This is a genomic window from Pantoea sp. GCM10028869, from assembly GCF_042666835.1.
GTDB lineage: Bacteria > Pseudomonadota > Gammaproteobacteria > Enterobacterales > Enterobacteriaceae > Pantoea > Pantoea leporis.
In genome coordinates this window covers 147,003-171,498 of the sequence record NZ_JBHTGO010000008.1, presented here as the reverse complement: position 1 = coordinate 171,498, position 24,496 = coordinate 147,003, and the positions used below count along the sequence as shown (strand labels likewise).

23 protein-coding genes and 1 riboswitch are annotated in these 24,496 nt (G+C 58.3%); of the genes, 10 read left to right on the top strand and 13 right to left on the bottom strand.

From position 1 onward, the window contains the following. The first annotated feature begins 1 nt into the window (after window position 1). The 3 genes from ACFQW4_RS19645 (at window position 2) to ACFQW4_RS19635 (ending at window position 2,859) form a co-directional block, all read left to right on the top strand. Window positions 2-1,042 (top strand): P1 family peptidase, encoded by a 1,041-nt coding sequence (locus ACFQW4_RS19645; protein ID WP_377726860.1) that lies wholly within the window; start codon window positions 2-4, stop codon window positions 1,040-1,042. Further along, window positions 1,042-1,863, top strand: a complete 822-nt coding sequence (locus ACFQW4_RS19640; protein ID WP_377726857.1) for a M55 family metallopeptidase — start codon at window positions 1,042-1,044, stop codon at window positions 1,861-1,863. The genes ACFQW4_RS19645 and ACFQW4_RS19640 overlap by 1 nt, the downstream gene beginning before the upstream one ends. A 159-nt stretch (window positions 1,864-2,022) precedes the next feature. Continuing rightward, the gene (locus ACFQW4_RS19635; RefSeq protein WP_377726854.1) at window positions 2,023-2,859 is read left to right on the top strand and encodes a fumarylacetoacetate hydrolase family protein; all 837 of its coding nucleotides are present in this window, start codon (window positions 2,023-2,025) and stop codon (window positions 2,857-2,859) included. 150 nt (window positions 2,860-3,009) lie between these two features. Here ACFQW4_RS19635 and ACFQW4_RS19630 read toward each other — a convergent pair whose 3' ends face one another. From ACFQW4_RS19630 to ACFQW4_RS19605, 6 genes are read right to left on the bottom strand one after another with little or no spacing between them, the layout of a single operon-like run. Further along, window positions 3,010-4,521, bottom strand: a complete 1,512-nt coding sequence (locus tag ACFQW4_RS19630) for a serine hydrolase domain-containing protein (RefSeq protein ID WP_377726851.1) — start codon at window positions 4,519-4,521, stop codon at window positions 3,010-3,012. After that, the gene (locus ACFQW4_RS19625; protein ID WP_101762764.1) at window positions 4,518-5,258 is read right to left on the bottom strand and encodes an ABC transporter ATP-binding protein; all 741 of its coding nucleotides are present in this window, start codon (window positions 5,256-5,258) and stop codon (window positions 4,518-4,520) included. The genes ACFQW4_RS19630 and ACFQW4_RS19625 overlap by 4 nt, the downstream gene beginning before the upstream one ends. 3 nt (window positions 5,259-5,261) lie before the next feature. Next, window positions 5,262-6,089: an ABC transporter ATP-binding protein gene (locus tag ACFQW4_RS19620; RefSeq protein WP_192415463.1), complete on the bottom strand. Its 828-nt coding sequence runs from the start codon at window positions 6,087-6,089 to the stop codon at window positions 5,262-5,264. Beyond that, the gene (locus ACFQW4_RS19615; RefSeq protein WP_061719814.1) at window positions 6,090-6,989 is read right to left on the bottom strand and encodes an ABC transporter permease; all 900 of its coding nucleotides are present in this window, start codon (window positions 6,987-6,989) and stop codon (window positions 6,090-6,092) included. It abuts the gene before it with no gap. Beyond that, on the bottom strand, window positions 6,986-7,996 hold the full coding sequence (locus ACFQW4_RS19610) for an ABC transporter permease (RefSeq protein ID WP_377726846.1): 1,011 nt from the start codon (window positions 7,994-7,996) through the stop codon (window positions 6,986-6,988). Before ACFQW4_RS19610 ends, ACFQW4_RS19615 begins: the two co-directional genes overlap by 4 nt. Then, window positions 7,996-9,591, bottom strand: coding sequence for an ABC transporter substrate-binding protein (locus tag ACFQW4_RS19605; protein ID WP_377726843.1), 1,596 nt, complete (start codon window positions 9,589-9,591; stop codon window positions 7,996-7,998). Before ACFQW4_RS19605 ends, ACFQW4_RS19610 begins: the two co-directional genes overlap by 1 nt. A gap of 198 nt (window positions 9,592-9,789) precedes the next feature. Between ACFQW4_RS19605 and ACFQW4_RS19600 the strand changes: the two genes are divergently transcribed. Next, window positions 9,790-10,845 carry a dipeptidase gene (locus ACFQW4_RS19600; protein ID WP_377726840.1) on the top strand — a complete coding sequence of 352 codons (1,056 nt, stop codon included), beginning with the start codon at window positions 9,790-9,792 and terminating at the stop codon, window positions 10,843-10,845. A 2-nt stretch (window positions 10,846-10,847) separates the two neighbouring features. Further along, window positions 10,848-11,756, top strand: a complete 909-nt coding sequence (locus tag ACFQW4_RS19595) for a LysR family transcriptional regulator (RefSeq protein ID WP_192236921.1) — start codon at window positions 10,848-10,850, stop codon at window positions 11,754-11,756. A gap of 105 nt (window positions 11,757-11,861) precedes the next feature. Here the strand turns inward: ACFQW4_RS19595 and ACFQW4_RS19590 are convergent, their stop codons facing one another. Next, complete coding sequence (locus ACFQW4_RS19590) at window positions 11,862-13,214, bottom strand: MFS transporter (RefSeq protein ID WP_101762760.1); 1,353 nt, start codon at window positions 13,212-13,214, stop codon at window positions 11,862-11,864. A gap of 174 nt (window positions 13,215-13,388) precedes the next feature. Beyond that, window positions 13,389-14,291, bottom strand: coding sequence for a GntR family transcriptional regulator (locus tag ACFQW4_RS19585; protein WP_377726835.1), 903 nt, complete (start codon window positions 14,289-14,291; stop codon window positions 13,389-13,391). Between the two features lie 135 nt (window positions 14,292-14,426). On the opposite strand from ACFQW4_RS19585, the gene ACFQW4_RS19580 reads away from it, so the two are divergent. The 3 genes from ACFQW4_RS19580 to ACFQW4_RS19570 all read left to right on the top strand — a co-directional run bounded on the left by ACFQW4_RS19580 (window position 14,427) and on the right by ACFQW4_RS19570 (window position 17,048). Beyond that, window positions 14,427-15,455: a zinc-binding alcohol dehydrogenase family protein gene (locus ACFQW4_RS19580; protein WP_377726832.1), complete on the top strand. Its 1,029-nt coding sequence runs from the start codon at window positions 14,427-14,429 to the stop codon at window positions 15,453-15,455. 145 nt (window positions 15,456-15,600) lie between these two features. Beyond that, a riboswitch (Fluoride riboswitch) is annotated at window positions 15,601-15,676 on the top strand. A gap of 90 nt (window positions 15,677-15,766) precedes the next feature. Further along, window positions 15,767-16,144, top strand: a complete 378-nt coding sequence (gene crcB, locus ACFQW4_RS19575) for a fluoride efflux transporter CrcB (protein WP_101762757.1) — start codon at window positions 15,767-15,769, stop codon at window positions 16,142-16,144. Between the two features lie 106 nt (window positions 16,145-16,250). Continuing rightward, entirely contained in the window at window positions 16,251-17,048 is a 798-nt protein-coding gene (locus ACFQW4_RS19570) for a sugar phosphate isomerase/epimerase (RefSeq protein WP_192236925.1), read from the top strand. Here the strand turns inward: ACFQW4_RS19570 and ACFQW4_RS19565 are convergent. The 3 genes from ACFQW4_RS19565 to ACFQW4_RS19555 form a co-directional block, all read right to left on the bottom strand. Next, window positions 17,045-17,650 carry an alpha/beta hydrolase gene (locus ACFQW4_RS19565; RefSeq protein WP_377726827.1) on the bottom strand — a complete coding sequence of 202 codons (606 nt, stop codon included), beginning with the start codon at window positions 17,648-17,650 and terminating at the stop codon, window positions 17,045-17,047. The two genes, ACFQW4_RS19570 and ACFQW4_RS19565, sit on opposite strands and share 4 nt — an antisense overlap. An 11-nt stretch (window positions 17,651-17,661) precedes the next feature. After that, a complete protein-coding gene (locus ACFQW4_RS19560; protein WP_350261258.1) occupies window positions 17,662-18,603 on the bottom strand; it encodes a glutathione S-transferase family protein in 942 nt (313 codons plus the stop codon). A gap of 99 nt (window positions 18,604-18,702) precedes the next feature. Further along, window positions 18,703-19,602, bottom strand: coding sequence for a LysR substrate-binding domain-containing protein (locus ACFQW4_RS19555; protein ID WP_377726824.1), 900 nt, complete (start codon window positions 19,600-19,602; stop codon window positions 18,703-18,705). Between the two features lie 195 nt (window positions 19,603-19,797). On the opposite strand from ACFQW4_RS19555, the gene ACFQW4_RS19550 reads away from it, so the two are divergent. Continuing rightward, window positions 19,798-20,922: a GNAT family N-acetyltransferase gene (locus ACFQW4_RS19550; RefSeq protein ID WP_280172185.1), complete on the top strand. Its 1,125-nt coding sequence runs from the start codon at window positions 19,798-19,800 to the stop codon at window positions 20,920-20,922. On the opposite strand, the gene ACFQW4_RS19545 is transcribed toward ACFQW4_RS19550, so the two are convergent. After that, window positions 20,919-22,751, bottom strand: coding sequence for an ABC transporter ATP-binding protein (locus tag ACFQW4_RS19545; protein ID WP_217549848.1), 1,833 nt, complete (start codon window positions 22,749-22,751; stop codon window positions 20,919-20,921). The two genes, ACFQW4_RS19550 and ACFQW4_RS19545, sit on opposite strands and share 4 nt — an antisense overlap. A gap of 64 nt (window positions 22,752-22,815) precedes the next feature. Here ACFQW4_RS19545 and ACFQW4_RS19540 point away from each other — a divergent pair, with 64 nt between their 5' ends. Continuing rightward, window positions 22,816-23,310: a GNAT family N-acetyltransferase gene (locus tag ACFQW4_RS19540; protein WP_336769084.1), complete on the top strand. Its 495-nt coding sequence runs from the start codon at window positions 22,816-22,818 to the stop codon at window positions 23,308-23,310. 82 nt (window positions 23,311-23,392) lie between these two features. Here ACFQW4_RS19540 and ACFQW4_RS19535 read toward each other — a convergent pair whose 3' ends face one another. Continuing rightward, window positions 23,393-24,307: a sugar ABC transporter substrate-binding protein gene (locus ACFQW4_RS19535; RefSeq protein ID WP_377726819.1), complete on the bottom strand. Its 915-nt coding sequence runs from the start codon at window positions 24,305-24,307 to the stop codon at window positions 23,393-23,395. Window positions 24,308-24,496: the final 189 nt, after the last annotated feature.

Here is a 24,496-nt window from a genome sequence, read left to right as displayed (position 1 = left end):
CATGGACTTTCAACAACTGCAGCGCGACCTGCTGCTGCAACGCTGGCGCAACGAGCGTCAGCTGGGACAACCGCGCAGCGCCAGCGGGCCAACCAATCGCATCAGCGATGTGCCGGGCGTGCGCGTCGGTCACTACACGCTAGCTGACGGCGAGCGACAAACCGGCGTTACTGCGATTGTGCCGCCGGGCGACAATCTGTTTACCCAGCCGCTACCTTGTGCGGCGGCGGTGTTTAACGGTTTCGCCAAGCCGGTTGGCCTGGTGCAGGTTGAAGAGTTAGGCGTGCTGCAAACGCCGATTCTACTGAGCAACACGCTGGCGGTTGGCACGCTGTTTACTACGCTGGTGCGCGATGCCATCAGCCGCAACCGCGAGTTGGGCCGCAGCTTGCCCACGGTCAATCCGCTGGCGCTGGAGTGCAATGACGGCTGGCTTAACGATATTCAGGCGCTGGCGATCACCGAAGCGATGGCGCAGCAAGCACTCTATGACGCCACGGCAGATTTCGAGCGCGGCAGCGTCGGTGCCGGGCGCGGCATGAGCTGTTTCAGTTTGAAAGGCGGTATTGGCACGGCATCGCGCAGTATTCCGTCGCTCAACGCCACGCTGGGCGTGCTGGTGCTGGCGAACTTTGGCGCGTTAACCGCGCTGACGCTGGATGGCGTACGCCTGGGTGAAATGATCGCGCCGCTGCTGCCGGAACTGACGCCGCAGCGCGATGCCGGTTCCATCATCATTATTATGGCGACCGATGCGCCGCTCGATGCACGTCAGCTGAAGCGCGTCGCCAAACGCGCCGGTGCCGGTTTGGGACGACTGGGCAGCTATTGGGGCCACGGTTCGGGCGATATCGCGCTGGCGTTTTCCACCCAGCCGCAGCCGCAACCGCCAGAAGAGTCCACGTTGGAACCGCTGCTCGCCGCCGCCGCCGATGCCACCGAACACGCGGTGCTGGATGCCTTACTCAGCGCCGAATCTGTCACCGGTTTTCGTGGCCATCATCGGCCGTCGTTAACGGAAGTATTGGATAAATTAATGTGATGAAAATCTTTATCTCAGCCGATATCGAAGGCATCGCCGGCGTGATGCGGCCGGAACAGTGTTCACCCGGCCACGCCGAATACCAACTGGCACGCGGACTGATGGAACAGGAAGTTAACGCCGCTATCGATGGCGCCTTTGCTGGCGGCGCAACGGAAGTGGTGGTGGCCGACAGCCACGCGCAGATGACCAACCTGCGTGCGGAAAATATCGATCCCCGCGCGCGCATGGTGCAGGGCAAACCGCGCGGCTTATCGATGGTAGAAGGCATTGAGCAGCAGCCGTTTGATGGCCTGTTCTTTATCGGCTATCACAGCGCGGCGGGCGAACCGGGCGTGCTGGCGCACACCATTAACGGCCGTGCGTTCTGGCGCATTCACATCAACGGCAAGGTGATGGGCGAAAGCGACATCTACGCTGCAGCCGCGGCTGAACAGGGCACGCCGCTGTGGCTGGTGAGCGGCGACGACCAGCTTAAAGGCTGGATTGCCGAGCATTATCCTTCGGTGGATTACGTCTGTGTGAAACGCGCCATCTCGCACACCTGCGCCGAATCCATTAGCCCGCAGGCAGCGCAAAATGCCATTCGCGCTGCAGCGACGGCCGCCGTGCAATGCAAACGCCAGGTCAGCACCACGCGCCTGATCGCGCCCTATGAGATGCAGCTGCAAGCCAGCAAACCGGTACTGGCGGATCTGTTCAGCCTGATCCCCGGCGTGACGCGCATTGACGCGGTTACCGTTGGCTATCGCGCCGATGACATGAACACGTTGATTAGCCTGCTGAGCGCCTTCTCCTATCTGGCGACCACGCAGTCGTAATGTAAAATGTGCGATAAATCGCGCCGCTACCAATATGTGCACATACCGTAGCGGCGCAATTTATTGCGCGATGTGGAAAATAGCGTCATCAGGTCGGTCCGCATTTCCTGCTGAATTTTGCTAACCTGCGCGCAATTTATATATAACAACGAGGCAGTCATGCAGCTCTGCAGTTTTTATCTTATTGAACAGCAAAGAAAAAGTTACGGTATTGTGCAGCAAGAGGGCGTGATTGATATCGGCTTGCGTCTTGGCGCTGACTGCCCGGACCTGAAAACCTTGCTGCAACGCGGCGCGTTAAGCGATCTCGACGCCTATGTGTCACAGCCGATTGATCACCCGCTTAGCGCCATTCGCTTCCTGCCGGTGGTGGAAAATCCTGGCAAAGTGTTCTGCGTTGGCATGAACTACGCTGACAAACGCAAAGAGTTTGCCGAGACCCTTGAAGCGCCGACGCTGTTTGTGCGTTTCGCGGATTCGCTGGCGGCGCACCAGCAGCCGCTGCTGAAACCCGCTACCACGCAGGAATTTGATTACGAAGGTGAGCTGGCGGTGATCATCGGCCAAGCGGCCTATCAGGTGAAAGCCGCCGATGCGTTGCAGCACGTTGCGGGCTACAGCTGCTTTATGGATGCCACGGTGCGCGACATGCAGTTTACCTGGTTCACCGCCGGGAAAAACTGGCAGCAGACCGGCGGTTTCGGACCGTGGATGACTACAGCTGACGAGATCCCCGATCCGCAGCAGCTGGCGATCAAAACCTGGCTCAATCAGCGCGAAGTGCAGAACGACACCACCGCCAGCATGGTGCATCCGGTGGCGAAGATCATTGAGTACATCTCCGCGTTCAGCCCGCTGTCGCCAGGCGATGTGATCATCACCGGTTCACCGGGCGGCGTCGGTAAAAAACGCACGCCACCGCTGTTTATGTTCCCCGGCGATGAGATTGAAGTCGAAATCGAGAAGATAGGACGCCTGCGCCACCGTATCGCCTAAATGCGCAATAAATTGCGCCGCTACTAATACGTGCACATACCGTAGCGGCGCGATTCATCGCGTTGTTTTGACTTTCGTGCACCGACACGACATTGCGCAATAAATTGCGCCGCTACGGTATGTGCGCTCTGTTTGACCATTACGCGATTTTCAACGCGTAAACGTCACCACGCGGCTACGATTCAACAGCAGCCGCAGCGTGTCGCCTTCGCGCGCAATCGCGAAGCGCTTCTCCCACGGTCCATCCTGCGCGGTGGCTAATAGGCGATCGTTGCCCAGCGACTGCAAACGCGCACGAATCGCCGCCGGGCCGATGCCCATGATTAAGCTGTCGCCCTCAATCACCAACTCGCTGCGCCACTGCGGCGCGAACCAGCGGCCCTGCAGATGATCGAGGCTGGCCTGATCGGCCTGCACCGGCATAAAACGTCGGGCGGCATGACCAATCTCTCCCACAATCGCCGCGCCAGCATGGCGTAGTTGCATCGGGAAAGTGCTGGAGAGCGACACCGCCGTGCCGTGCACATCGTCACGCCACAAGGTTTCGCCTGCGCCGAGCCAGGTGGCGGTCGCGCCTTTGATTTCCAGCCAGTCGGCGGCGTCTTCCGCCACGTAAAGTCCGGGCGTTAAATCGTGTCCTTTCTCCGGTAACGCGCGATTGAGCAGCGCCGCCATCACGCGCAGCACGCTTTCTGAGGTGATGACATCTTCGCGGTTGGCGACCAGCGCCACGCCGATTTTCAGCTCCGGATGCAGCAGGAAATAGCTCTTATAACCGGCATGCGAACCGCCGTGACCGAACAGCGTCTGGCTGCCGAGCGTCGAGCTGGTGATGCCCAAACCGTATCCGCTGGTGCGACCATCGTTGAGATGACGCGGCGCGCTCAGGCGCTGCAGCACGCCCGCGCCCGGCCCGCTATCGGCCAGCAGGCTTTGCAGCCAGCGCGTCAGATGATTCAGGCTGCCAGTGACGCTGCCCGATGCCGAGAGATGCAAACCGGCGCTGGAGAGCTGCCACTGCGCGCCGTTTTGCCAGTAGCCGGGCACTAAACCGGGCACAATATCGAACCAGCTTTCCGGCGCAATCAGGTTGATGTCCAGCGGATCACAGATGTACTGCTGCAGCAGGTCATTAAATAACACGCCTTTGGCTTTCAGCGCCTCTTCAACCAGCCGATAGCCGGTGTTGGTGTAGGAGATTTCGCTGCCGGGCGCGTAGTTGAGATCGCCTTCGCGCGCGACAAAATCCAGCAGGTCGTCGGCGCGGGTGGCGTTGTACACCGACAATCCCAGCAGCGATAAGGTTTCACGCACGTCCGGCAAACCGCTGCTCATATCCAGCGCCTGGCCGACGGTGATCTGGCCGTTGGCGCCGCGCAGCTGCGGCAGATGCTGCACCAGCGGATCGTCGAGCTTGAGATAGCGGCGTCCCGGTCCGGTCACCAGCGCGGCAAACAGATGTTTGGTGATGGAGGCGAAACGCACCACGCTGTCGGCGCTAAACGGCGTTTGCTGCGCCAAATCAGCCAATCCGGCGCAGTGCGTTGAGTGAATCTGCTGCGCATCAAACAGGATCATCGCACCGCCCGGCGCGCCTGGCTGTTGCCAGCTTTCAGTGATCTGTTGTGCGACATCCGCGGCGCGTTGCCAGTAAGCGGTCATGCCGGTTCCTCCAGCGTCATGCTGAGATCGAAAAGTTGGGCGGTATGCGGATGCTGGATGCGCCGCGCGCGCAGATCGTCGGCGCTCAGCTGTTCCACCATCTCGCCATTCTGCATCACGCCAATGCGCTGACACAGGTGCGTTACCACCGCGAGGTTATGCGTCACCATAATGTAGGTGAGTTTGCGCTCGCTGCGGAGATCGCTGAGTAAATTGAGGATTTCGGCCTGCACCGACACATCCAGCGCCGAGGTCGGCTCATCCAGCAGCAGCACTTCCGGTTCAGCGATCAGCGCGCGCGCAATCGCCACGCGCTGACGCTGGCCGCCCGACAGCTGATGCGGATAGCGGAAACGCACCGACGCGGGCAAGCCCACTTCGCTTAACGCCTGGCTGATGCGCTGTTCGGCGCGATCAAGCTGATGCACCAGCAGCGGTTCGTGCAGGATGCGATCGATGGTCTGGCGCGGGTGCAGCGAACCAAACGGATCCTGAAATACCATCTGCACCTGACGATAGAAGGCGCGGCTGCGTTTGGCGCTGAGCTGCATGCCACCAAACAGCATGCTGCCTTGCCAGTCGGCATTCAGTCCGGCGAGCGCGCGCAGGATGGTGGATTTGCCCGAACCGCTTTCACCAACCAGGCCAAAGCTTTCGCCGTTACCGACCGTGAAGCTGACGTCTTTCACCGCCGTGTGCGCACCGAAATTGATGCGCAGGTTATCGATTTGAATCATAAATTATTCTCGCCACGCGGCATCGCGCTGCAATACGGGTAAACGCTCGCGCGGATGGCGCAACGACGGCAAACACGCCAGCAAACCGCGCGTATAGGGATGCTGCGCCTGCTGCAACTGCCCGGCATCGAGCAGCTCAACGATGCGGCCGGCGTACATCACCGCCACGCGATCGCAGAAGTGCGACACCAGCGGCAAATCGTGGCTAATCAGAATCAGCCCCATGCCGCGCGCCGACACAAGCTCATCAATCAGCTTAAGGATCTCCGCCTGCACCGTGGCATCCAGCGCGCTGGTGGGTTCATCGGCGATTAACAGTTCCGGATCGGGTGCCAGCATCATGGCAATCATCACGCGCTGACCCATGCCGCCCGACACTTCATGCGGATAGCGTTGCGCCACGGCTTCAGGGTCGCGAATCTTCACCTGCTCCAGCAGCTCAATCGCCGCCTGCATCGCCGCTTTATGGCTGCCGCCTTTGTGCTCGCGCCAGGCTTCGGCAATCTGCTGGCCGATGGTCATCACCGGATTGAGCGAATATTTCGGATCCTGCAGGATAAAACCGACGCGCTTGCCGCGAATTTTGCGCAGCACTTTCTCGCTGGCTCCGCGTAGATCGATGCCGTCAAAGCGCAGCACATCGGCGCTCACTTCCGCGTTGCCCGGCAGTAGCTGCATCAGGCTGCGCGCGGTCAATGATTTGCCGGAGCCGCTTTCGCCGACAATGGCAAACTTCTCGTGGCCAACGCTAAAACTGACGCCGCGCACTGCTTCAACGGTTTCGCTGCGCGAGCGGAAGGCAACGCGCAGGTTCTCAATTTCCACCAACATTTAGCGCTCCTTAGGATCCAGCACGTCACGCAGACCGTCGCCGAGAAAGTTGAACGCCAGAGACGTCAGGAAAATCGCGATACACGGCATCAATGGCACCCACCATTCGCTGAACAGGAAACGACGCGCGGTGGCGATCATCGTGCCCCATTCCGGTGACGGCGGCTGCGCGCCCATGCCGAGAAAACCGAGGCTGGCAGCGGTGATGATGATGGAGCTCATGTCCAGCGTGACGCGCACAATCAGGCTCGGCACGCACAGTGGCATGATGTGGCGCAGGATAATGCGCAGCGGCGAAGCGCCGGTCAGACGGCTGGCGGCGATAAAGTCGCTGTGGCGGAACTGCAGGGTCTCGGCCCGCGCCAGACGCGCATATGGCGGCCACGACGTCAGGGCAATCGCCAGAATCGCGCTCTCCACGCCGGGTTTCAGCGCGGCGACAAACGCCAGCGCCAGAATCAGACGCGGAAAGGCGAGGAAGATGTCGGTCAAACGCATCAGCGCTTTATCGATGAAACCGCCGGCATAGCCGGCGATGCAGCCAATCAGCAGACCGAGCGGCGCGGTGAGCAGCACCACGGCGATCACCATGCCGAGCGTGGTGCGGCCACCGTAGATAATGCGCGTCCAGACATCGCGCCCCAGCTCATCGGTGCCGAGCCAGTGCGCGGCGGAAGGGGCCGCCAGACGGTTTTCCAGATGCTGCATACCGGGTTCGAACGGCGTCAGCCAGGGCGCAAACAGCGCCAGCAGCAGCATCACCGCCACCACCAGCAATCCGGCCATCGCCAGCGGATTACTGCGCAGGCTGAGCCACAGGCGATAACGCCGGCCCCACACCGCCTGGCGGCGATTGGCTGGCGTGTCGTCGAGCAGCCATTCTCGTGAGAAGAAGATCATTTTACGCGCGGGTCCCAAAGTCGATAGAGAAGATCAGCCAGCTGATTGAGCAGCACATACACGGTGCCGACCAGCAAAGTGGCGCCGATCACCGGGTTCATGTCGGCGTTCATCAGCGATGTAGTGAGATATTGGCCGATGCCAGGCCAGGCGAAGACGTTTTCCGTCACCACCGCGCCCTCCAGCAATCCGGCGTAGGTCAGCGCCAGCACCGTAACCAGCTGAACCGCCACGGTGGGAAACGCATGCCGCCAAATCACCCGCCGTGATGACAAACCTTTGGCGCGCGCGGTGATCACGAACTCGCCGCTCAGCGCGTTAAGCATAAAGGTGCGCGTCATACGCGTGATGTAGGCCATGCTGAAGTAGGCCAGAATCAGCACCGGCTGCGCCATGTGGGCCAGCGCATCCCAGAAGGCGTCCATTTCCCCGGCCAGCAGCGAATCAATGGTGAGGAAGCCGGTGACCTGCGGCACCATATCCTGCCAGATGATGTCCTGCCGACCGGGGCCGGGCGCAATGCCGAGCACCGCGTAGAATATCAGCAGGCTCAGCAGCGCCAGCACGAATACCGGCAGCGAATGGCCGGCGAGACAGATCACGCGAATGGTTTGATCGACCCACGAACGTTGTCGTACCGCCGCCCACACGCCGAGCGGAATGCCGATCAGCGCCGCGATGACGATGGCCGCCGTTGCCAGCTCCATGGTGGCGGGGAAGAAGCGGGCGATATCGGTAATCACCGGATTCGAGGTGAGAATCGATTTACCGAGATCGCCATGCAGCAGTTGATTGAGGTAGTGACCAAACTGCACGTAAAGGGGCTGATCCAGCCCCATTTCCGCACGTACGCGCTCAACCACCGATTGCGGTGCGTTATCACCGACCGCCGCCAGCACCGGATCGGTGGGCATGACGCGGCCAATGAAAAAGGTCAACACCGACAGACCAAACAGCGTCAGCACCAGGCTTCCCAGGGTGCTGACGATTCTCTTCAGTAACGGCATCAGGCTTTTTTCACCTGCGCATACGGCCACTGCTCCAGTACGGTCATGTGGACATCACTCAGCGCTTTGCTGGTGGCCACGTTTTTGGTCTTTTGCATCATGAAAATAAACGGGCTCTTCTCGCGGCCTAACTGCTGAATCTGCTGATAGAGCGCGATGCGCTTCGTCGGATCCGGCTCATGCAGCGCCTGCTCGGTGAGTTTGTTAAATTCATCGTCTGACCAGCTGCAGCGCCACGCCAGCGTTCGCGCACGCGCGTTATCGCTGTTGTCGGTGTTAACGCAGAAGGCTTCGGTGTTGGAGTTGGGATCAAAATAATCGGCGCCCCAAACCGTCAATGCCAGCTGATGCTGTCGCGCACGCATCTTGGTCAGCACCTGGCGGTTTTCGGCGGCGATCAGTGACACTTTGATGCCAATCGCGCCCAATTGCGTCTGAATTGCCTGCGCGATGTCCGGATAGGGTTGCATGGAGTAGTGATCGAGGGTGATTTCGAAACCGTCCGGATATCCCGCTTCGGCCAGCAGCGCTTTGGCTTTCGCCACATCTTTGTGGAATGGCGTATCGTCCAGCGCCGCCGGGAAGCCGCTCGGCAGGAAACTCTGATGGGTGACAAAACTCATCGACAGAATGTTTTTCTGAATGCTGTCGTAATCCAGCGCCCACTTCAGCGCCTGCCACACCTGCGGTTTTTTCAGGTACTGATTATTGGTGTTACACGACATCAGCATGATGGCCGACAGCGACTGATTCACCAGCGACACGTTGCTGTCGTTTTTCACCTGCAGCAGCTGTTCGGTGGTGAGGTCATACGCGGCATCGACATCGCCTTTTTTCAGCATCAGCGCCTGCGCGGCTGGGTCGGCGATGTGTTTGAGGATCACGCGTTTGGTTTTGCTGGCGCCTTTATATTGCGGGCTAATCTCCAGAATCACCGTTTCGCTGGCATTCCAGGTGCGCAGGGTAAAGGCACCGGAACCGGCGCTGTGCTGTTTCAGCCAGCCGTTACCGAAGTCATTGTTCTGCTGGTTCGCCAGACAGGCTTTCTTCGACACGATGCTGCCGACGGTGGCGGACAAGCAGTAGAGCAGGAAGGTTTCGGCCGCCGGCGCGCCGAGTTTCATCTCCACGGTGTGCGCATCTTTCGCGGTGACCCGCTGCGTCACATTGTCTTTGGTAAAGCCGAACTGGTTGATAATAAAGGCCGGGCTCTTATCCAGCTTGACGATACGCTCAATGGAGAACGCCACGTCTTCTGCGGTAAGCGGCGAACCATCGGCGAATTTGGCCGCCGGATCGAGATGGAACGTGTAAGTGCCGTTATCGCTGCTGACGTCCCAGCTTTGCGCCAGTTGACCAATCACTTTATCGGCTTGCTTGGGATCGGGCGTGACTAGACGTTGATAGAGGTTGCCGCAGATCTGGCCGCCGGTGGCTTCGAAGCTTTCGTGTGGATCGAGGCTGGTGATGTTATCGAGCTGCATCGCGATCACCAGCATGGTCGGCGGCGTCGCGGCAAAGGAAGAATTCAGGCTGAGGTAGGAAACAACAGGTACAGCAGTGCATCCTGCAAGAAAACGTCTTCTGGTAACCATGTAAACTCCCAACTTATTGATAATTAAAATAAAAAATCGTTATTTGATTGTTTTTTGTCTTGACTTTAGGCACCCACCGGAGGATTAATACCGGTTCTACGTCCTTTGTTTCACGCGTGTGGTTTTGCCCTTTTATGGTGCAATTTGCTCCGCCAGCTGGCAGTGCTGCGCTTTCCCCCGAACATGGAACTGAACAACATGTCTGACTCGATTACCCTCGATATTCCGGTCTTTGACGGCCACAACGATGTGCTGAATAAGCTGTGGCAGCACCATCAGCCGGACGCGGTTAATGCCTTTTTTACTGGCACCAAAACGGGCCAAATGGACTTGCCGCGTATCCGTCAGGGAAATATGGCAGGTGGCATTTTCGCCGCCTGGGTGCCGTCCCACCCTCTGATTGCAAGAAGTGCGCCAGACCTCGCAGATTTTCCTCAGGAAATTATCAACTCAGCGCGCGACGCGACGTTTTCCATGCTGGCGCTGCTGCTGCGCATTGAGCAGGCCTCGAATGGCCAGGTGAAGATTTGCCGCAGCGTGCGCGAGATTCGTCACTGCATGGCGAACAAGGTGTTAGCGGTGGTGATGCACGTCGAAGGTGCGGAAGCGCTGGATACCCACGGCGAGCTGCTCGACATGCTGTACGCCAGCGGCTTGCGCACGCTGGGACCGCTGTGGAGCCGCCCGAATCAGTTCGGCGACGGCGTGCCGTTCCTCTATCCCTCGTCGCCAGATATCGGCAACGGCCTGACGGCTGCGGGCAAGCAGCTGGTGCGCGACTGTAATCGCCGCCGCATCATGGTCGACTTGTCGCATATGGATGAGAAAGGCTTCTGGCACACCGCGGAAATCAGCGATGCGCCGCTGGTGGCGAGCCACTCCAACGCGCATGTGCTCAGCGCGCAGTCGCGTAATCTCACCGATCGCCAGCTGGCGGCGATTGCCGAAACCAACGGCTTTGTCGGCGTCAATTTTGCCGTTCCGTTCCTGCGTGAAGATGGCGATCGCCATGCGCCGACCGGCGTCGATGCCATCGTGCGCCACGTTGAGTATCTGCTGGAAAAAGTGGGGGAAGAGGGCGTCGGTTTTGGTTCGGATCTTGATGGCGCCACCATGCCGGGCGATCTGAAGGACGTGGCCGGATTCCCGCTGCTGGTGCAGGCGCTGGCGCAGCGCGGCTATTCACGCGAGCTGCTGGAGAAGATTTGCCACGGCAACTGGCTGCGCGTGCTTGAAGCCACCTGGGGCGAATAATCATGCGGCTGCGGCATATTGAAGTCTTTCAGGCGATTGTGCAGACCGGCAGCATCAGTGCGGCGGCGCGTTTGCTAAATGTGTCGCAGCCGAATGTCAGCCGCGTGCTTAATCACGCCGAGCAGCAGCTCGGTTTTGCGCTGTTTGAGCGGCGCGCGCAGGGCATGGTGGTGACGGCAGAAGGGCGGCGCTTGCTGCCGGAAGTGGAAGATATCTATCAGCGTTTACAGGCGATTACCCAGCTGACCGAGCAGCTACGGCGCGGCGAAGGGCAAACGGTGCGCGTCGGTGCTGCGCATGCGTTTGGTCAGATGGTATTAGCACCCGCGCTGGTGAACTGGCGGCAACAGGCGGCGTCGGTCAGCGTGGAACTGGTCACCGAGCACTTCAGCACCTTGTGCCGCATGCTGATGGATAATCAGCTCGATTTCGCGCTGGTGTTTGGTCAGCAGGTGGATGCCGATTTACTGGCGGAACCGCTGTTTCAGTCGTCGATGGTGGCGTTGCTGCCGCGCGATCACACCCACCATGAGCCGGTGACGCTGGAGTGGCTGTGCGCCAACAACCTGTTGATGATGCAGAATCAGGATCCGCTCGGTCGGGTGCTGCACCGCGCGCTGCGCGATAAAGGGCTCAATCCGGCGGTATCACTGTCGATTAAAACCTATTCGGTGATTGCCGATATGGTGCTGGCGGGCGGCGGCGTCGGGATTGTCGATCTGTTTACCGCGTGCCGTTATGCCGACCAGCTCAAGTTGTTGCCGGTCGCGCAGCCGCTACCGTTTGAAGTGATGTTAATCAGTCGCCGCGATCAGCCGCAGTCGCAATCAACGCTGCAGCTGAAACAGGTGATTCGCAACAAGCTGTGGGAGATCGCGCGCCAGTGTGAATCGCAGTTTTTCACCCCCTGAATCTGTAGCGGCGCAATGTATTGCGCATTGCTCGGTTGGGCACGTTGCTGACATCGACATGCGCGATAAATCGCGCCGCTACAGTATGTGCGGCGCTATGCACGATCAAACCCCATCGGTAATCGGCTTACGCACCAGCAGCAAATAGGCCAGCGCACCCACCACCGTCACACCGGCGCAAATCATCAACGCCAGGCTAAACGACTTGGTGGTATCCAGCACCCAACCGGTGATCACCGGGGCGAACGAGGCGAACACGAAGCTGGCGAAGTTCTGGATGCTGCCGACCGAGGCGGTCATGCGCGCCGTGACGTTGGCGTGAATCAAACCCCAGCACGATGTACCGGCAAAGTGGATGCAGAACAGCGCCATACCAATCATGGTGACCGCGCTGGTGGTGTCGGTGGCACGCGTTACGAAAGCGGTAAACGCGGCGGACAGCAGCATGCCGGTGACGATTGAGATCTTACGCACCTTCACCGCATCATGGCCGCGACGCACCAGCGCATCGACCACATAACCGTTCAGCAGCATGCCCGCCGCGCCGAACAGGAATGGAATCGCAGCCAGTAAACCGGTGCTTTTCAGATCGAGGTGATAAGTGGATTGCAGATAGCCCGGCAGCCACGCGATGTACAGCCACGCGGTGTAGTTGATGCCGCTGAAGCCAATCATCATGCCCCACATGGTGCGCTGCTTAAACAGGCCGCGCCACTCGGCAAAACTCAGCGGCTCTTTGCGCGATGCCACGCTGCCCGCCTGCAGATAGTGAATCTCTTCGCCGCTCAGCGTGTTGTTATCGCGATCGCGGTACATCAGATACCAGCCGATGGCGAGAAACATGCCGAGCACGCCGATAGTGATAAACATGCCGCGCCAGCCCATCACCATCATCATCGCGGCCAGAATCGGTGGCGCAATCGACAAGCCAATCATCGAAGCGGCGTTAAACATGCCCATCGGCATGCCGCGATCTTTGATGTTGAACCAGTCATTGATCACCTTCACGCCGCAGGGGTTCATCGGCGCTTCGCCAATACCTAACCCGATACGCACCAAAATAAACTGGGTGAAGTTATGCACCAAACCGGCGGCGGCCTGGAACAGCGACCAGAAGAACATACCAATCGCCAGCATGATGCGCGGCCCTTTGCGATCGAGCAGCGCACCGCACGGCAGCTGCGCTAAGCCATACGCCAGCGAAAAGGCCGATAGCAGCACGCCAATTTCAGTCGCGGATAAACCCAGTTCTCCCCGAATGGTCATATTGGCGACCGACAGCGAACTGCGGTCGAGATAGTTGATCATGGCGGCGAACAGCAGCAGCAGCATGGCGGTAATCTGGATCTTTCTGATGCGCGGCGAGCGCACCACGTCACTGCGTGCCGGGATAAAATCTTGCCCGTCTGCAGCCGGTTGTGGCGCGTTTTCGCGGCCACGAGCCGAAGTATTTTCCATTGCGACCTCCCGGATCTGGGTACTTATCGTTATGCGTTTGTGTGGGATCCTGGGGCAGCAAAACGGTGCTGCCCCAACGGATTGACTTCGAGACTAGAAGCAATCAGATCGGGATGTTGCGGAGATGTTTCAGATTCGTGCGGGAGCTAATGCTTTGCGGTTTTTAATCGGTTTTTAATTGTACTGGCGGATAGACCGGATCATCGATGTTTTGGCGGTGCCGAGATGATTGTGTAGCGCACATAACGCTTCGACATCCTGACGGCTAATTAGCGCTGTCAGGATCGCCATATGTTCCTCCAGCGCCACGATATTTCTCTGCTTAAGATCGGTTTCATCCCATTGATAATGCGAGTGAAAAATCACGGAAATAATCTCCAGCGACTGATTAAAAAACGGATTGTTGGCGGCGGAGAGAATCAGCGTGTGCATCTCTTTATCCAGCGCGGCGAAGTGGCGGTAATTGCTGGCAATGGTGTCACGCAGCGAACGATGGCGATCCAGCAGGTCGCGCGCCTGCATCCAGCGCTCATCCTGCGAGGGCAGGTTGAGAAAACGGGTCAGCGCGTGGGTTTCCAGCATTTCACGCAGCTCAAACAGGTTCTCGGCATACTTCTGATCGAACTTCTTCATGCGCCATTGTCCGCGCTTCACCGGTTCCAGCAGGTCATAACGCATAAAGCGCAGCAGGAATTCACGTACCACAACCGGACTGACCTTCACCTGCTGGGCTAACTGCAGCTCGCTAAAGGTATCGCCCGGCATCAGCTGACGTTGATTGATCAGGTTGAAAAAGGTCTGCTCAAACTGCAGCGCCTGCTGATCGATCGGCGGCGTCAGGGCGTTAAAACCATCTTCTTCGCTGGGATCGCGCACGATAACGTAGGTTTCATCCACCTTTTCCAGCACGCCGCGCTCATGCAGATGCTGCAAAGTGTGGCGCACCGTAGTGCGGCTGATGTTGAACATCTCAGCCAGCGCCGCCTGCGGTGGCAACGGCGAACGGATATGCCGTTTGGCAATGCCTTCCAGCATCTGGTTAATCACGTTCTGACGTAGATTCTGGCTGCGGCTCATACGCGTCTCCGGTTTTTTATCTATTAAAAACCATACAAAGCCCAAAAAAAGCGGTTGGCTTCACACTTCCCCCAACGCAAAACGCTGCCATCGGCGATTTTCGCCATAACTGCGACAACAGCACAGGAGAAGCCAATGACAACGATGAAAACGCTGGTGGTCGCCGAGCCGCGCCAGATGGTATGGCAGCAGCGCGCGAAGCCGACGCCCGCCGCCCATGAAGTTCTGATCAAACCGATCGCCGCCGGCATTTGTGGCACCGATATCCACGCCTGGGCCGGAAATCAGCCGTTTTTCAGCTATCCACGTGTGTTGGGGCATGAGCTGTGTGGCGAAGTGGTAGAACTCGGCAGCCAGACCAGCGGCTTCAGGCTGGGCCAGCGCGTGGCGCTGATTCCCTACGTTGCCTGCCAGCAGTGCGATGCCTGTTTAAGTGGCAAAACCAACTGCTGCGAAAAAATCTCGGTGATTGGGGTGCATCAGGATGGTGGTTTTTGCGAATACCTTAGCGTGCCGACCAGCAATTTGCTGGCGGTGGATGAGGTTGATCCCGAAGCCGCCGCGCTGATTGAACCCTTCGCCATCAGCGCGCATGCGGTGCGCCGTGCGGCCGTTACGGCGGATGAGCAGGTTTTGGTGGTGGGCGCAGGTCCGATTGGTCTTGGCGTGGCCGCGATTGCGGCGGCAGCGGGGGCGAATGTGGTGGTGGCCGACACCAGCGAGCAGCGCCGCGCGCACGTAGCGCAGAAGCTGGGTTTGGCGACGTTGAATCCTTTAGAAGCGGATTTTGAGGCGCAGTTGCGGGCTGAGTTTGGTGGACGTTTGGCGGCCAAAGTGATCGATGCCACCGGCAGCCCAGCGGCGATGAACGGCGCGGTGAAACTGATTCGTCACGGCGGCATCATCGTGTTTGTCGGCCTGCATAAAGGCGATCTGGTGATCCCGGATATCGAGTTCCACAAAAAAGAAACCACGCTGCTGGGCAGCCGCAACGCCACGCTGGAAGATTTCGCGAAAGTAGGCGAACTGATGGCGAACGGGCAGCTTCGTGCCGACATGATGCTCAATCGCCATTATGATTTTTCTACGCTGGCAGAGCGCTTTGAAGCGGATGTGATTAACAACCGGGAACTGATTAAGGGCGTGATTCACTTCGAACGTTGATATTGGCACCAACCGTAGCGGCGCAATTTATTACGCAAAAAGGGGTTGGCACGGTGCCTTCACTGATGCGCGCGATAGATTGCGCCGCGACAACACTGTGCCTCCTTCACCATATTGTCTGCATTGCCAAGCCAGCGTATTATCTCCCGCCTAAGGTGATGGCGTGCCACCTTCCCCAACCGCCGTTCTGGTCACAGACGGCTGATGACGCCTGACAACACTCGTATCCCTGCGCGGGAGACGGCGGTGTGTCAGGTGTTATTCTGTCCTGCCGCGGCCCTGCGCGTCATTCATATCAGGAGCTCCAAACTATGTTGAAATCGTTACTGGCGGTGGTGCTGGGCGGTGCGGTGGGCTGTACGCTGCGTTGGTTGATCTCATTACGTTTTAACGCACTGTTTCCCAATTTGCCGCCCGGCACCTTGATGGTGAATCTGGTAGGCGGTTTTATCATCGGCGCGGCGCTGGCCTTTTTTGTGCGTAATCCGCATATCGATCCCTTTTGGAAACTGTTAATTGTCACTGGTTTGTGTGGCGGCTTAACCACCTTTTCCACTTTTTCTGCAGAAATTGTTGGGTTGCTACAATCAGGTAAATACCTTTGGGCGATGTCGAGCGTGATGGTGCATGTTATTGGTTCGCTGCTGATGACCTTCGCCGGTTTTGCCGCGGTCAATCTGCTCGGATAACCATCGCGCTTGAAATAACTCCTCAGAGGTAGATACTGATCGCCATTCTGTGCGCGTGACGCACAGAATTTGTCACCGATTATCCGGACGATTAAGGAGCTGTGTCATGCGTTGTAACCCTAAATTCCTTAACCTGGTGTTGTTAAACGGTGAACCTGAGGAGAAGCTGCGTGCCGCACGCGCCGCCGGTTTCGATCAGGTTGAGATCTGGCGCGACGATGTACAAGCCAGTACGCCACAGTTAGCGAAGCAGTTGCAGCTTGGCTTCACCAATGTGCAGGTGCTACGCGATTTCACCGGTGCGCCGGATCGCGACCGCCAGCAAAAACGCGAAGAGCTGCGTCAGTTTATTCAGATTGCCCAAACCATCGGCTGCGACACCATTCAGGCACCGGCCAGCACGCGTGAAGATTGTGTGGCGGCGCGTATTGATGAAGATTTACGTTGGATGGCATCGGAAGCCGCGCGCTACAACATGCGCATCATGTATGAGCCGATGGCGTGGTGCAGCGTAGATAACACGCTGCCGCTGGCGTGGGAACGCTTGCAACGGCTGGACCAGCCGAATATCGGTTTGGTGGTCGATCTGTTCCACATCTGCGCGTTAGGCGGCGATGCGTCGCAGCTGGATGGCATTCCCGCTGACCGTATCTACGAAGTGCAGCTGTGCGATATGGCCGACATGCCACCGCAGGATAAGCAGCCGCTCAGCGAGTACGCGCGTCACCAGCGCCTGTTGCCGGGCGATGGCATCATCGAAGTGGAACGCTTTGTCGATAAGCTGAAAAGTGCCGGTTACAGCGGGCCGGTCGGCATTGAAGTGTTCAACGATAAGTTGAAGGCGCAGCCAGCAGACGTGGCTGCGCAAAAAGCGTGGCAGGCGTTAAATCGTTACTGGCCTTAATCCTGCAAACATTGCGCAATAAAACCGGCGGCATCCATCGCACCCTGCGATGAAATGGTGTGGCCGGTTGCCGCTTCATAACGCGCTTCCACCGTCACGCCAGCCTGCTGTAAACGTTGCTCCGCCGATACGCTTTCGCTAAACGGAATCACCTCATCGGCTTTGCCGTGAATCAGCAGCGCGGGCGTATACGGCTGCGGCGTTAATGCGCCATCAAACGCCAGACGGCCGGAAAAGGCCACCACGCCAGCCAGCGGATAACGGCCCGACGCCAGCGCATCTAACGCCATGATCGAACCCTGCGAAAAGCCCACCAGAATCACTTTGTCCCACGCATCCGCCATGCCGTGCTGCGCCATCAGCTGCTGCAGCGTGTTATCAAAGGCCGCGCGCGCTTCACGCACGCGCGACGGGCGGTTTTCGGGCGTGATGCCGGTCAGGCTAAACCACTGATATCCCATCGCGTGTTCAAAAGGATAGGGCGCATTCGGCGAGGCAAACGCCACATCCGGCAGCAGGCGCGCCCAATGTTCGCCGAGCACCGCGAGATCATCGCCGTTGCTGCCGACGCCATGTAAAAAAATCACTAACGCTTTTGCCATCGCCCTGTTCCTTATAAATCGTAGGCCGCCATATCCGGGCCAACCGGCACAATGCCGTTGGGATTCAGCGCTTTAATTGAATAATAGCCCTGCTTGATGTGATCGATATTCACCGTCTGACGCACGCCAGAGACCGAAAGCATACTCTTTAGATAACGATCGAGCAGCGGATAGTCGCGCAGGCGGCGCAGGTTGCATTTAAACAGGCCGTGATAGGCGGCGTCAAAGCGCACCAGCGTGACGAACAGGCGGATATCCGCTTCGGTTAAGCGCTCGCCGAGCAGGAAAGTACGGCCATCCTGCAAGCGCAGCTCCAGCTCATCCAACTGGCTGAACACATCGTTAAACGCCTGCTGATAACTCACCTGCGTGGTAGCAAAACCGGTGCGATAGACGCCGTTATTCAGGCGCGGATAGATCGATTCGTTTAGCGCGTCGATCTCTGCGCGCAGATCCTCGGGATAAAGATCGATGCGATCGTCCGCCAGCGCGCCAAAGCCGCTGTTCAGCATGCGCAGGATATCGGCTGACTCATTATTGACGATGGTTTGCGTCTTTTTGTCCCACAGCACCGGCACGGTGGCGCGGCCGGTGAAATCGGCATCGGCACGGGTGTAGAGTTCGTGAAGGTATTCGGCTTTATTCAGCCAGTCGCGATCTGCGCCAGGATAATCACCGAAGCGCCAGCCTTGCGCGCCGAGCTGCGGCTCAACCACCGACACGCTGATGACCTTATCCAGCCCTTTCAGACTGCGCGCCAGCAGCGTGCGCGAGGCCCACGGACAAATCAGCGCCACATAGAGGTGATAACGATCCGGCTCGGCAGCGAATGCGCTGGAACCATCTGCGCTAATCCAGTGACGAAAACGGGATGTCTGGCGCACAAATCCGCCTTGTTGATCGGTGGCTTGCACCGGATGCCACTCTGCACTCCACTTACCGTTTACCAGCATCGTCTTCTCTCCTCAGTGTTGATGAAGTGAGCATACAGCGCTGCTGGTTAGGCGATAATCCGGGCAAAATGGCTTTCATTGCTTCCAAATTGGAAGGAATCAGCCGGGCGGATGGTGCTGGAAATGGGCGGCGAGGAAATCGATCAGCAGCCGGGTTTTCTGCGCCAGATGACGCGCCGGCGGATAGAGCGCGAACAGGCCCATGGGCGGCGTGGCGAATTCCTCTAATAGCGAGACGATTTCACCGCGCTGCAGGGCGGGTGCGGCAATAAAACCTGGTAGCCGCGCAATGCCCAATCCGGCGATCGCCGCCTGCAAACAGGCTTCGGTATTGGAGAAACAGAGACGACCGCGAATCGGCATGCTGACGCTGTCGCCGCACGGCGTCACGAACGGCCAGTGCCAGGGATCGCGGAAATTGGTATCGCTGATGCACTGATGAGCCGCCAAATCGCGCCAGTGCTGCGGCGTGCCGTGTTGCAGCAGATAACCGGAAGACGCCGCCACGCGAATCGGCACATCGCCAAGGCGGCGCGCGATTAGGCTGCTGTCATCAAGCTTGCCGATGCGAATCGCCATATCAAAGCCTTCATCGACAATGTTAACTGCACGATCGGAGAAGTTCACGTCGAGTTCGATCTCCGGATAATGACGCGCGAACTCCACCAGCACGCTGGCCAACACCGCAGTACCAAAGGTACCGGGCGCGCTGATTTTCAGGCGGCCGCTCGGCGTAGTGGCGCTGTCGCGCACCGTGGCATCCAGCGTATCAAAGGCTTCCAGCAGGGTTTTTACCCGCTCGTAATAGGCGCGACCGATTTCGGTGGGCGAGAGCGCGCGCGTGCTGCGTTTAAACAGCTGCACCCCGAGTTCCTGCTCCAGCCGGGAGACCAGCTTCGACGCCTGGCCGCTGCTGGTGCCGAGGCGTTCAGCCGCACCGGCAAAGCTGCCCACTTCCAGCACGGCGACAAACATGCGGTCACAATCGAGGCGATCCATGGCGTTTCCTGACGGCTAAAAAGCCTGAGTATACACATGCCTAAAGGGCGCGCGATAAATGGCGCCGCTACGGAACTATCCACAGGTCGGTTGCGGGCACAAAGCAAGGTATACACATTCAGTGCGCTGCACCTTTTCCCACGCGGGAAAACCTGTTGAACTAGGCGCCTGCTTTCATCAGGCCGGGAGCCGTGAATGTCTTTGCTACATCTGTCATCGCTGGCGGAGATTGCCGCCGTCGAATGGGATGCGCTGTTACCTGACGATCAACCGTTTTTACGCCACGCATTTCTCTTGTCACTTGAAGAGAGCGGCAGCGTGCGGCCCGAAAACGGCTGGCAGACGGATCACCTGCTGTGGCGCGAAAACGGCACGCTGCGTGCCGCGATTCCGGGCTATCGCAAACGCCATTCGCGCGGTGAATATGTGTTCGACCATGCGTGGGCGGATGCCTGTCAGCGCGCCGGTATTCCTTACTATCCGAAATGGCTGGGCGCGATTCCGTTCAGTCCGGTGACTGGCGCACGCCTGCTGGGCGATGAAGAAGCGGTGCTGAAACTGCTCAGCGTGCTGCCGGATAACCTCTATCAACACGGTCTGAGCGGCGCGCACATCAACTTCACCACGCCGTTCGCCAACCACATCATGCAGCAGCAGCCAGACTGGCTGGAGCGCCTCGGCTTGCAGTATCACTGGCATAACAAAGGCTACCGCGATTTTCAGGATTTCCTCGACACGCTGATGTCGCGCAAGCGCAAACAACTGCGTAAAGAGCGTGAGCAGGTGATGAGCAGCGGCTTTGAATTCAGCTGGTATCGCGGCGATGAGCTGCGCGAGGATCAATGGGATTTTGTTTACACCTGTTATGCCAACACTTACGCGGTGCGCGGCCAGCGGCCCTATCTGACGCGCCACTTCTTTAGCCTGCTGGCGGAGCGCATGCCGCATTCGATTCGCGTGGTGATTTCCTCGCTACAAGGGCAACCGGCAGCGATGGCGTTCTGCTTAATGGACGGCAGCACGCTGTACGGCCGCTATTGGGGCTGTCTGGCGGAGTTTGATCGGCTGCATTTTGAAACCTGCTTCTATCAGGGCATGGATTTCGCCATCGCGGAAGGTGTGCAGCGTTTTGATGCGGGCGCGCAGGGCGAGCATAAGCTGGTGCGCGGCTTTGAGCCGCACATCACCCATTCGTGGCACTATTTGTGTCATCCCGGCTTGCGCGATGCGGTGGCGGATTTTCTGCTGCAGGAACGGGAAGGCGTGCGCGGCTGGGCGATTGAAGCGCGCGACGCCTTACCGTATCGGCGTGGTGATTAATCCGCGCCGACAAAACCGCCGGTCTGATGCTGCCACAGGCGCGCGTAAAGTCCGCCGTGCGCCAGCAGTTCGCGGTGGTTGCCCATCTCGACAATCTCACCCTGCTCCAGCACCACCAGACGATCCATTTTGGCGATAGTGGAAAGACGGTGCGCGATAGCAATCACCGTTTTGCCCTGCATCAGCGTTTCCAGGCTCTCCTGAATCGCCGCTTCCACCTCGGAATCCAGCGCTGAGGTGGCTTCGTCCATGATCAGAATCGGCGCGTCTTTCAGCAACACGCGCGCGATGGCGATACGCTGACGTTGACCGCCCGACAGCTTCACGCCGCGCTCGCCCACGTGCGCATCCAGCCCGGTGCGGCCTTGTGGATCGGAGAGCAGCGGAATGAACTCGTCGGCGCGCGCGCGGATAATCGCCGCCTGCAACTCCTCTTCCGTCGCATCCGGACGCCCATACAGCAGGTTTTCGCGAATTGAGCGATGCAGCAGCGACGTGTCCTGCGTGATCATACCGATTTGCCCGCGCAGGCTCTCTTGCGTCACTTCGGCGATGTTCTGATCGTCAATCACAATGCGGCCGCTGTTGATGTCATACAGCCGCAGCAGCAGATTCACCAGGGTGGATTTACCGGCGCCGGACGGCCCAATCAAACCGATCTTCTCGCCCGGCTTGATGTTGAGGTTGAGGCGATTGATCACCTGACGACTGCCGCCATAATCAAAGCGCACATCCTCAAAACGAATCTGGCCGCGCGTCACCTGCATGTTTTTCGCATTCGGTTCATCCTGCACGCTCAGCGGCTGCGCGATGGTATTCAGGCCGTCCTGCACCATGCCGATGTTTTCGAAGATGCCGTTCACCACCCACATGATCCAGCCGGACATGTTCACCAGACGAATCACCAAACCGGTCGCCAGCGCAATCGCGCCAACGCTGATCAGCGACTGGCTCCACAACCACAGCGCCAGGCCGGAGGTGCTGACAATCAGCAAGCCATTCAGCGTCGAGAGCGTGATATCCATGGTGGTGACCATGCGGCTGGCGTGCTGGGTTTTGTCGGTTTGCTCCTGAATCGCCTCACGCGCGTAACGCTTCTCCAGATCGTTATGCGAAAACAGTTTGATGGTGGCGATGTTGGTGTAGCCGTCGACAATGGTGCCCATCAATTTCGAGCGCGCTTCCGATGACACCACCGAACGCTGTTTAACGCGCGGCACAAAGAAGCCCAGCGACACGCTGTAAGCCACAATCCAGATCATCAACGGAATCATCAAGCGCCAGTCGGCTTCGGCGAACAGCACCAGCGAGGTCACCGCGTAAATCACCACGTGCCAGATGGCGTCCACCAGCTGTACCGCCGAATCACGCAGCGAGTTACCGGTCTGCATGATGCGCTGGGCAATGCGCCCGGCAAAATCGTTCTGGAAGAAATTCAGGCTTTGACGCAGCACGTAGTTGTGATGCTGCCAGCGGATCATGCTGGTCATGCTCGGGTTAATACTTTGATGTACCAGCATATCGTGCGCAGCAATCACCACCGGCCGTAGAATCAGCGCGACAAAACCCATCCACAGTAATATTTGCCAGTTATCGCTGAACAGCGAAGCGGGCGTCGAGTGATTAACCAGGTCAATGATGCGGCTGAGATAGCTGAACAGCGCCACTTCGATCAGTGCTTGTGCCAGCCCGACAATCAGCAGCGCGACAAAGCTCGGCCACACCTGACGCAGATAGTAGAAGTAGAACGGCCAGACGCTGGCGGGTGGGGAATCGGTTGGCGCATCCTGGAAAATATTGATAAAACGTTCAAAACGGCGATACAACATAGAATCACTCTTCCCGAAATGGTGAGAGTTAACAGCTTAGTGCATGTGAAAAGGGATTACCGACATGGATTTACACATTCGCGGTCGTGAGCCGGGCGATGCCGCCGCCTACCAACGCCTTTACAGCCATCCTGAAGTCTATCGCTGGACCACGCAGTTGCCGTGTCCGAGCATAGCGACCTGGCAGAAAAAATTCGAAAAGATGGATGAGCTGGGATACATCGGCTTTGTTGCGGAGATTGAGGGTGCGATGGTCGGTGAGCTCACGCTGTTTGTCGAACAGCGTCCGCGTACGCGCCACAGCATCAGTTTTGGTATCAGCGTCGATCCGGCGTTTGGCGGGCGCGGCATTGGTGAAAAGCTGATCCGCAACGCGATGGATTACGCCTTCAACTGGCTCGGCATCATGCGTATTGAGCTGGAAGTGTTCCACGATAACGAACGCGCGCTGCGCCTGTATCAAAAGCTGGGCTTCGAGCGCGAGGGCGTGAAGCGCAAAGCCTGCCTGCGCGACGGCGAATATCACGATATCGTGCAGATGGCTAAACTAAAAAACTGATGGGTTTTGCGCAATAAATTGCGCCGCTACGGAATTGTGCACGCATTCGTAGCGGTGCGATTCATCGCTCGCGTTTGACCTTTTACTGACTCTTCTCAACGTACTTCTGCATATTCTCTTTGGTCACCAGCTCGAACGGGATCCACACGTGTGAATCCACTTTCTCGCCTTTGATCAGCTTCTGCGCCACATCCACCGACGTTTTGCCCTGGCCGACCGCATCCTGGAAAACCGTGACCTGAATTTTGTCCTGCGACAGCGCTTTCAGGCCGTCTGGCGTGGCATCAATACCGCCAATCAGCACCTTTTTATTGCTTTTAGCCAGCGCCATCGCCGCGCCAATCGCCATCTCATCGTTGTTCGCAGCAACGATATCAATCGCTTCATCGTTGCCCAGCCAGTTATTCATCAAATCCATGCCTTCATTGCGCGCGTAGTTGGCGGGCTGTTTCTGCACCACTTTCATGCCGGGATATTTCGCCACCACTTGCTCAACGTCTTTGGTGCGTTGCAGCGCACCGGCGTCGGTCAGGTTACCGATCATGATCGCCACATTGCCTTTGTAGTTAGCCATTTTCGCCAGCGCTTCCATCTGCAAGGTGCCGGATTCACGCTCGTCGGAGCCGACAAACACCACGCCGGCCGGCAGCGATTTATCGCCCGGCGTGCGGTTGACGTACACCAGCGGAATTTTTGCCTGTTGCGCCAGCCTGGTGAGCTGCGGCGTGCTGGCGGAATCGACCGGATCGACGATGATGGCATCCACGCCCGCACCGATAAAACTCTGCACCTGATCGGTCTGACGTCCCACATCGCCGCGTGCATCTTCAAACTGAATATCAAGCCCACGCGCTTTGGCTTCTTTATCAATCGACTGGCGAATAATGGTGAGGAAGTTTTGATCGAAGTAGGCCATCGACACGCCAATTTTTTCCGCCAGCGCCGAGGCTGACGTTGAGAGCAGGCCGAGCAACACAATCGCCTTGAGGATTTTCATCGCAGACTCCAGAGTAAGCTGGTTATTAGAATGAATGTTTCATCGATATTAAAAATGGCTCAATGAAATCATTTTCAGCCTACGAGCCCGCCACGCGGCTGACAATCGGCAAGGTTGGATTTTGCAGCTAAGCGCACACTTTGCTCTCGGGTGCGTCTTACTTTGCGCGCTCATAGTTGCACTGCGAAG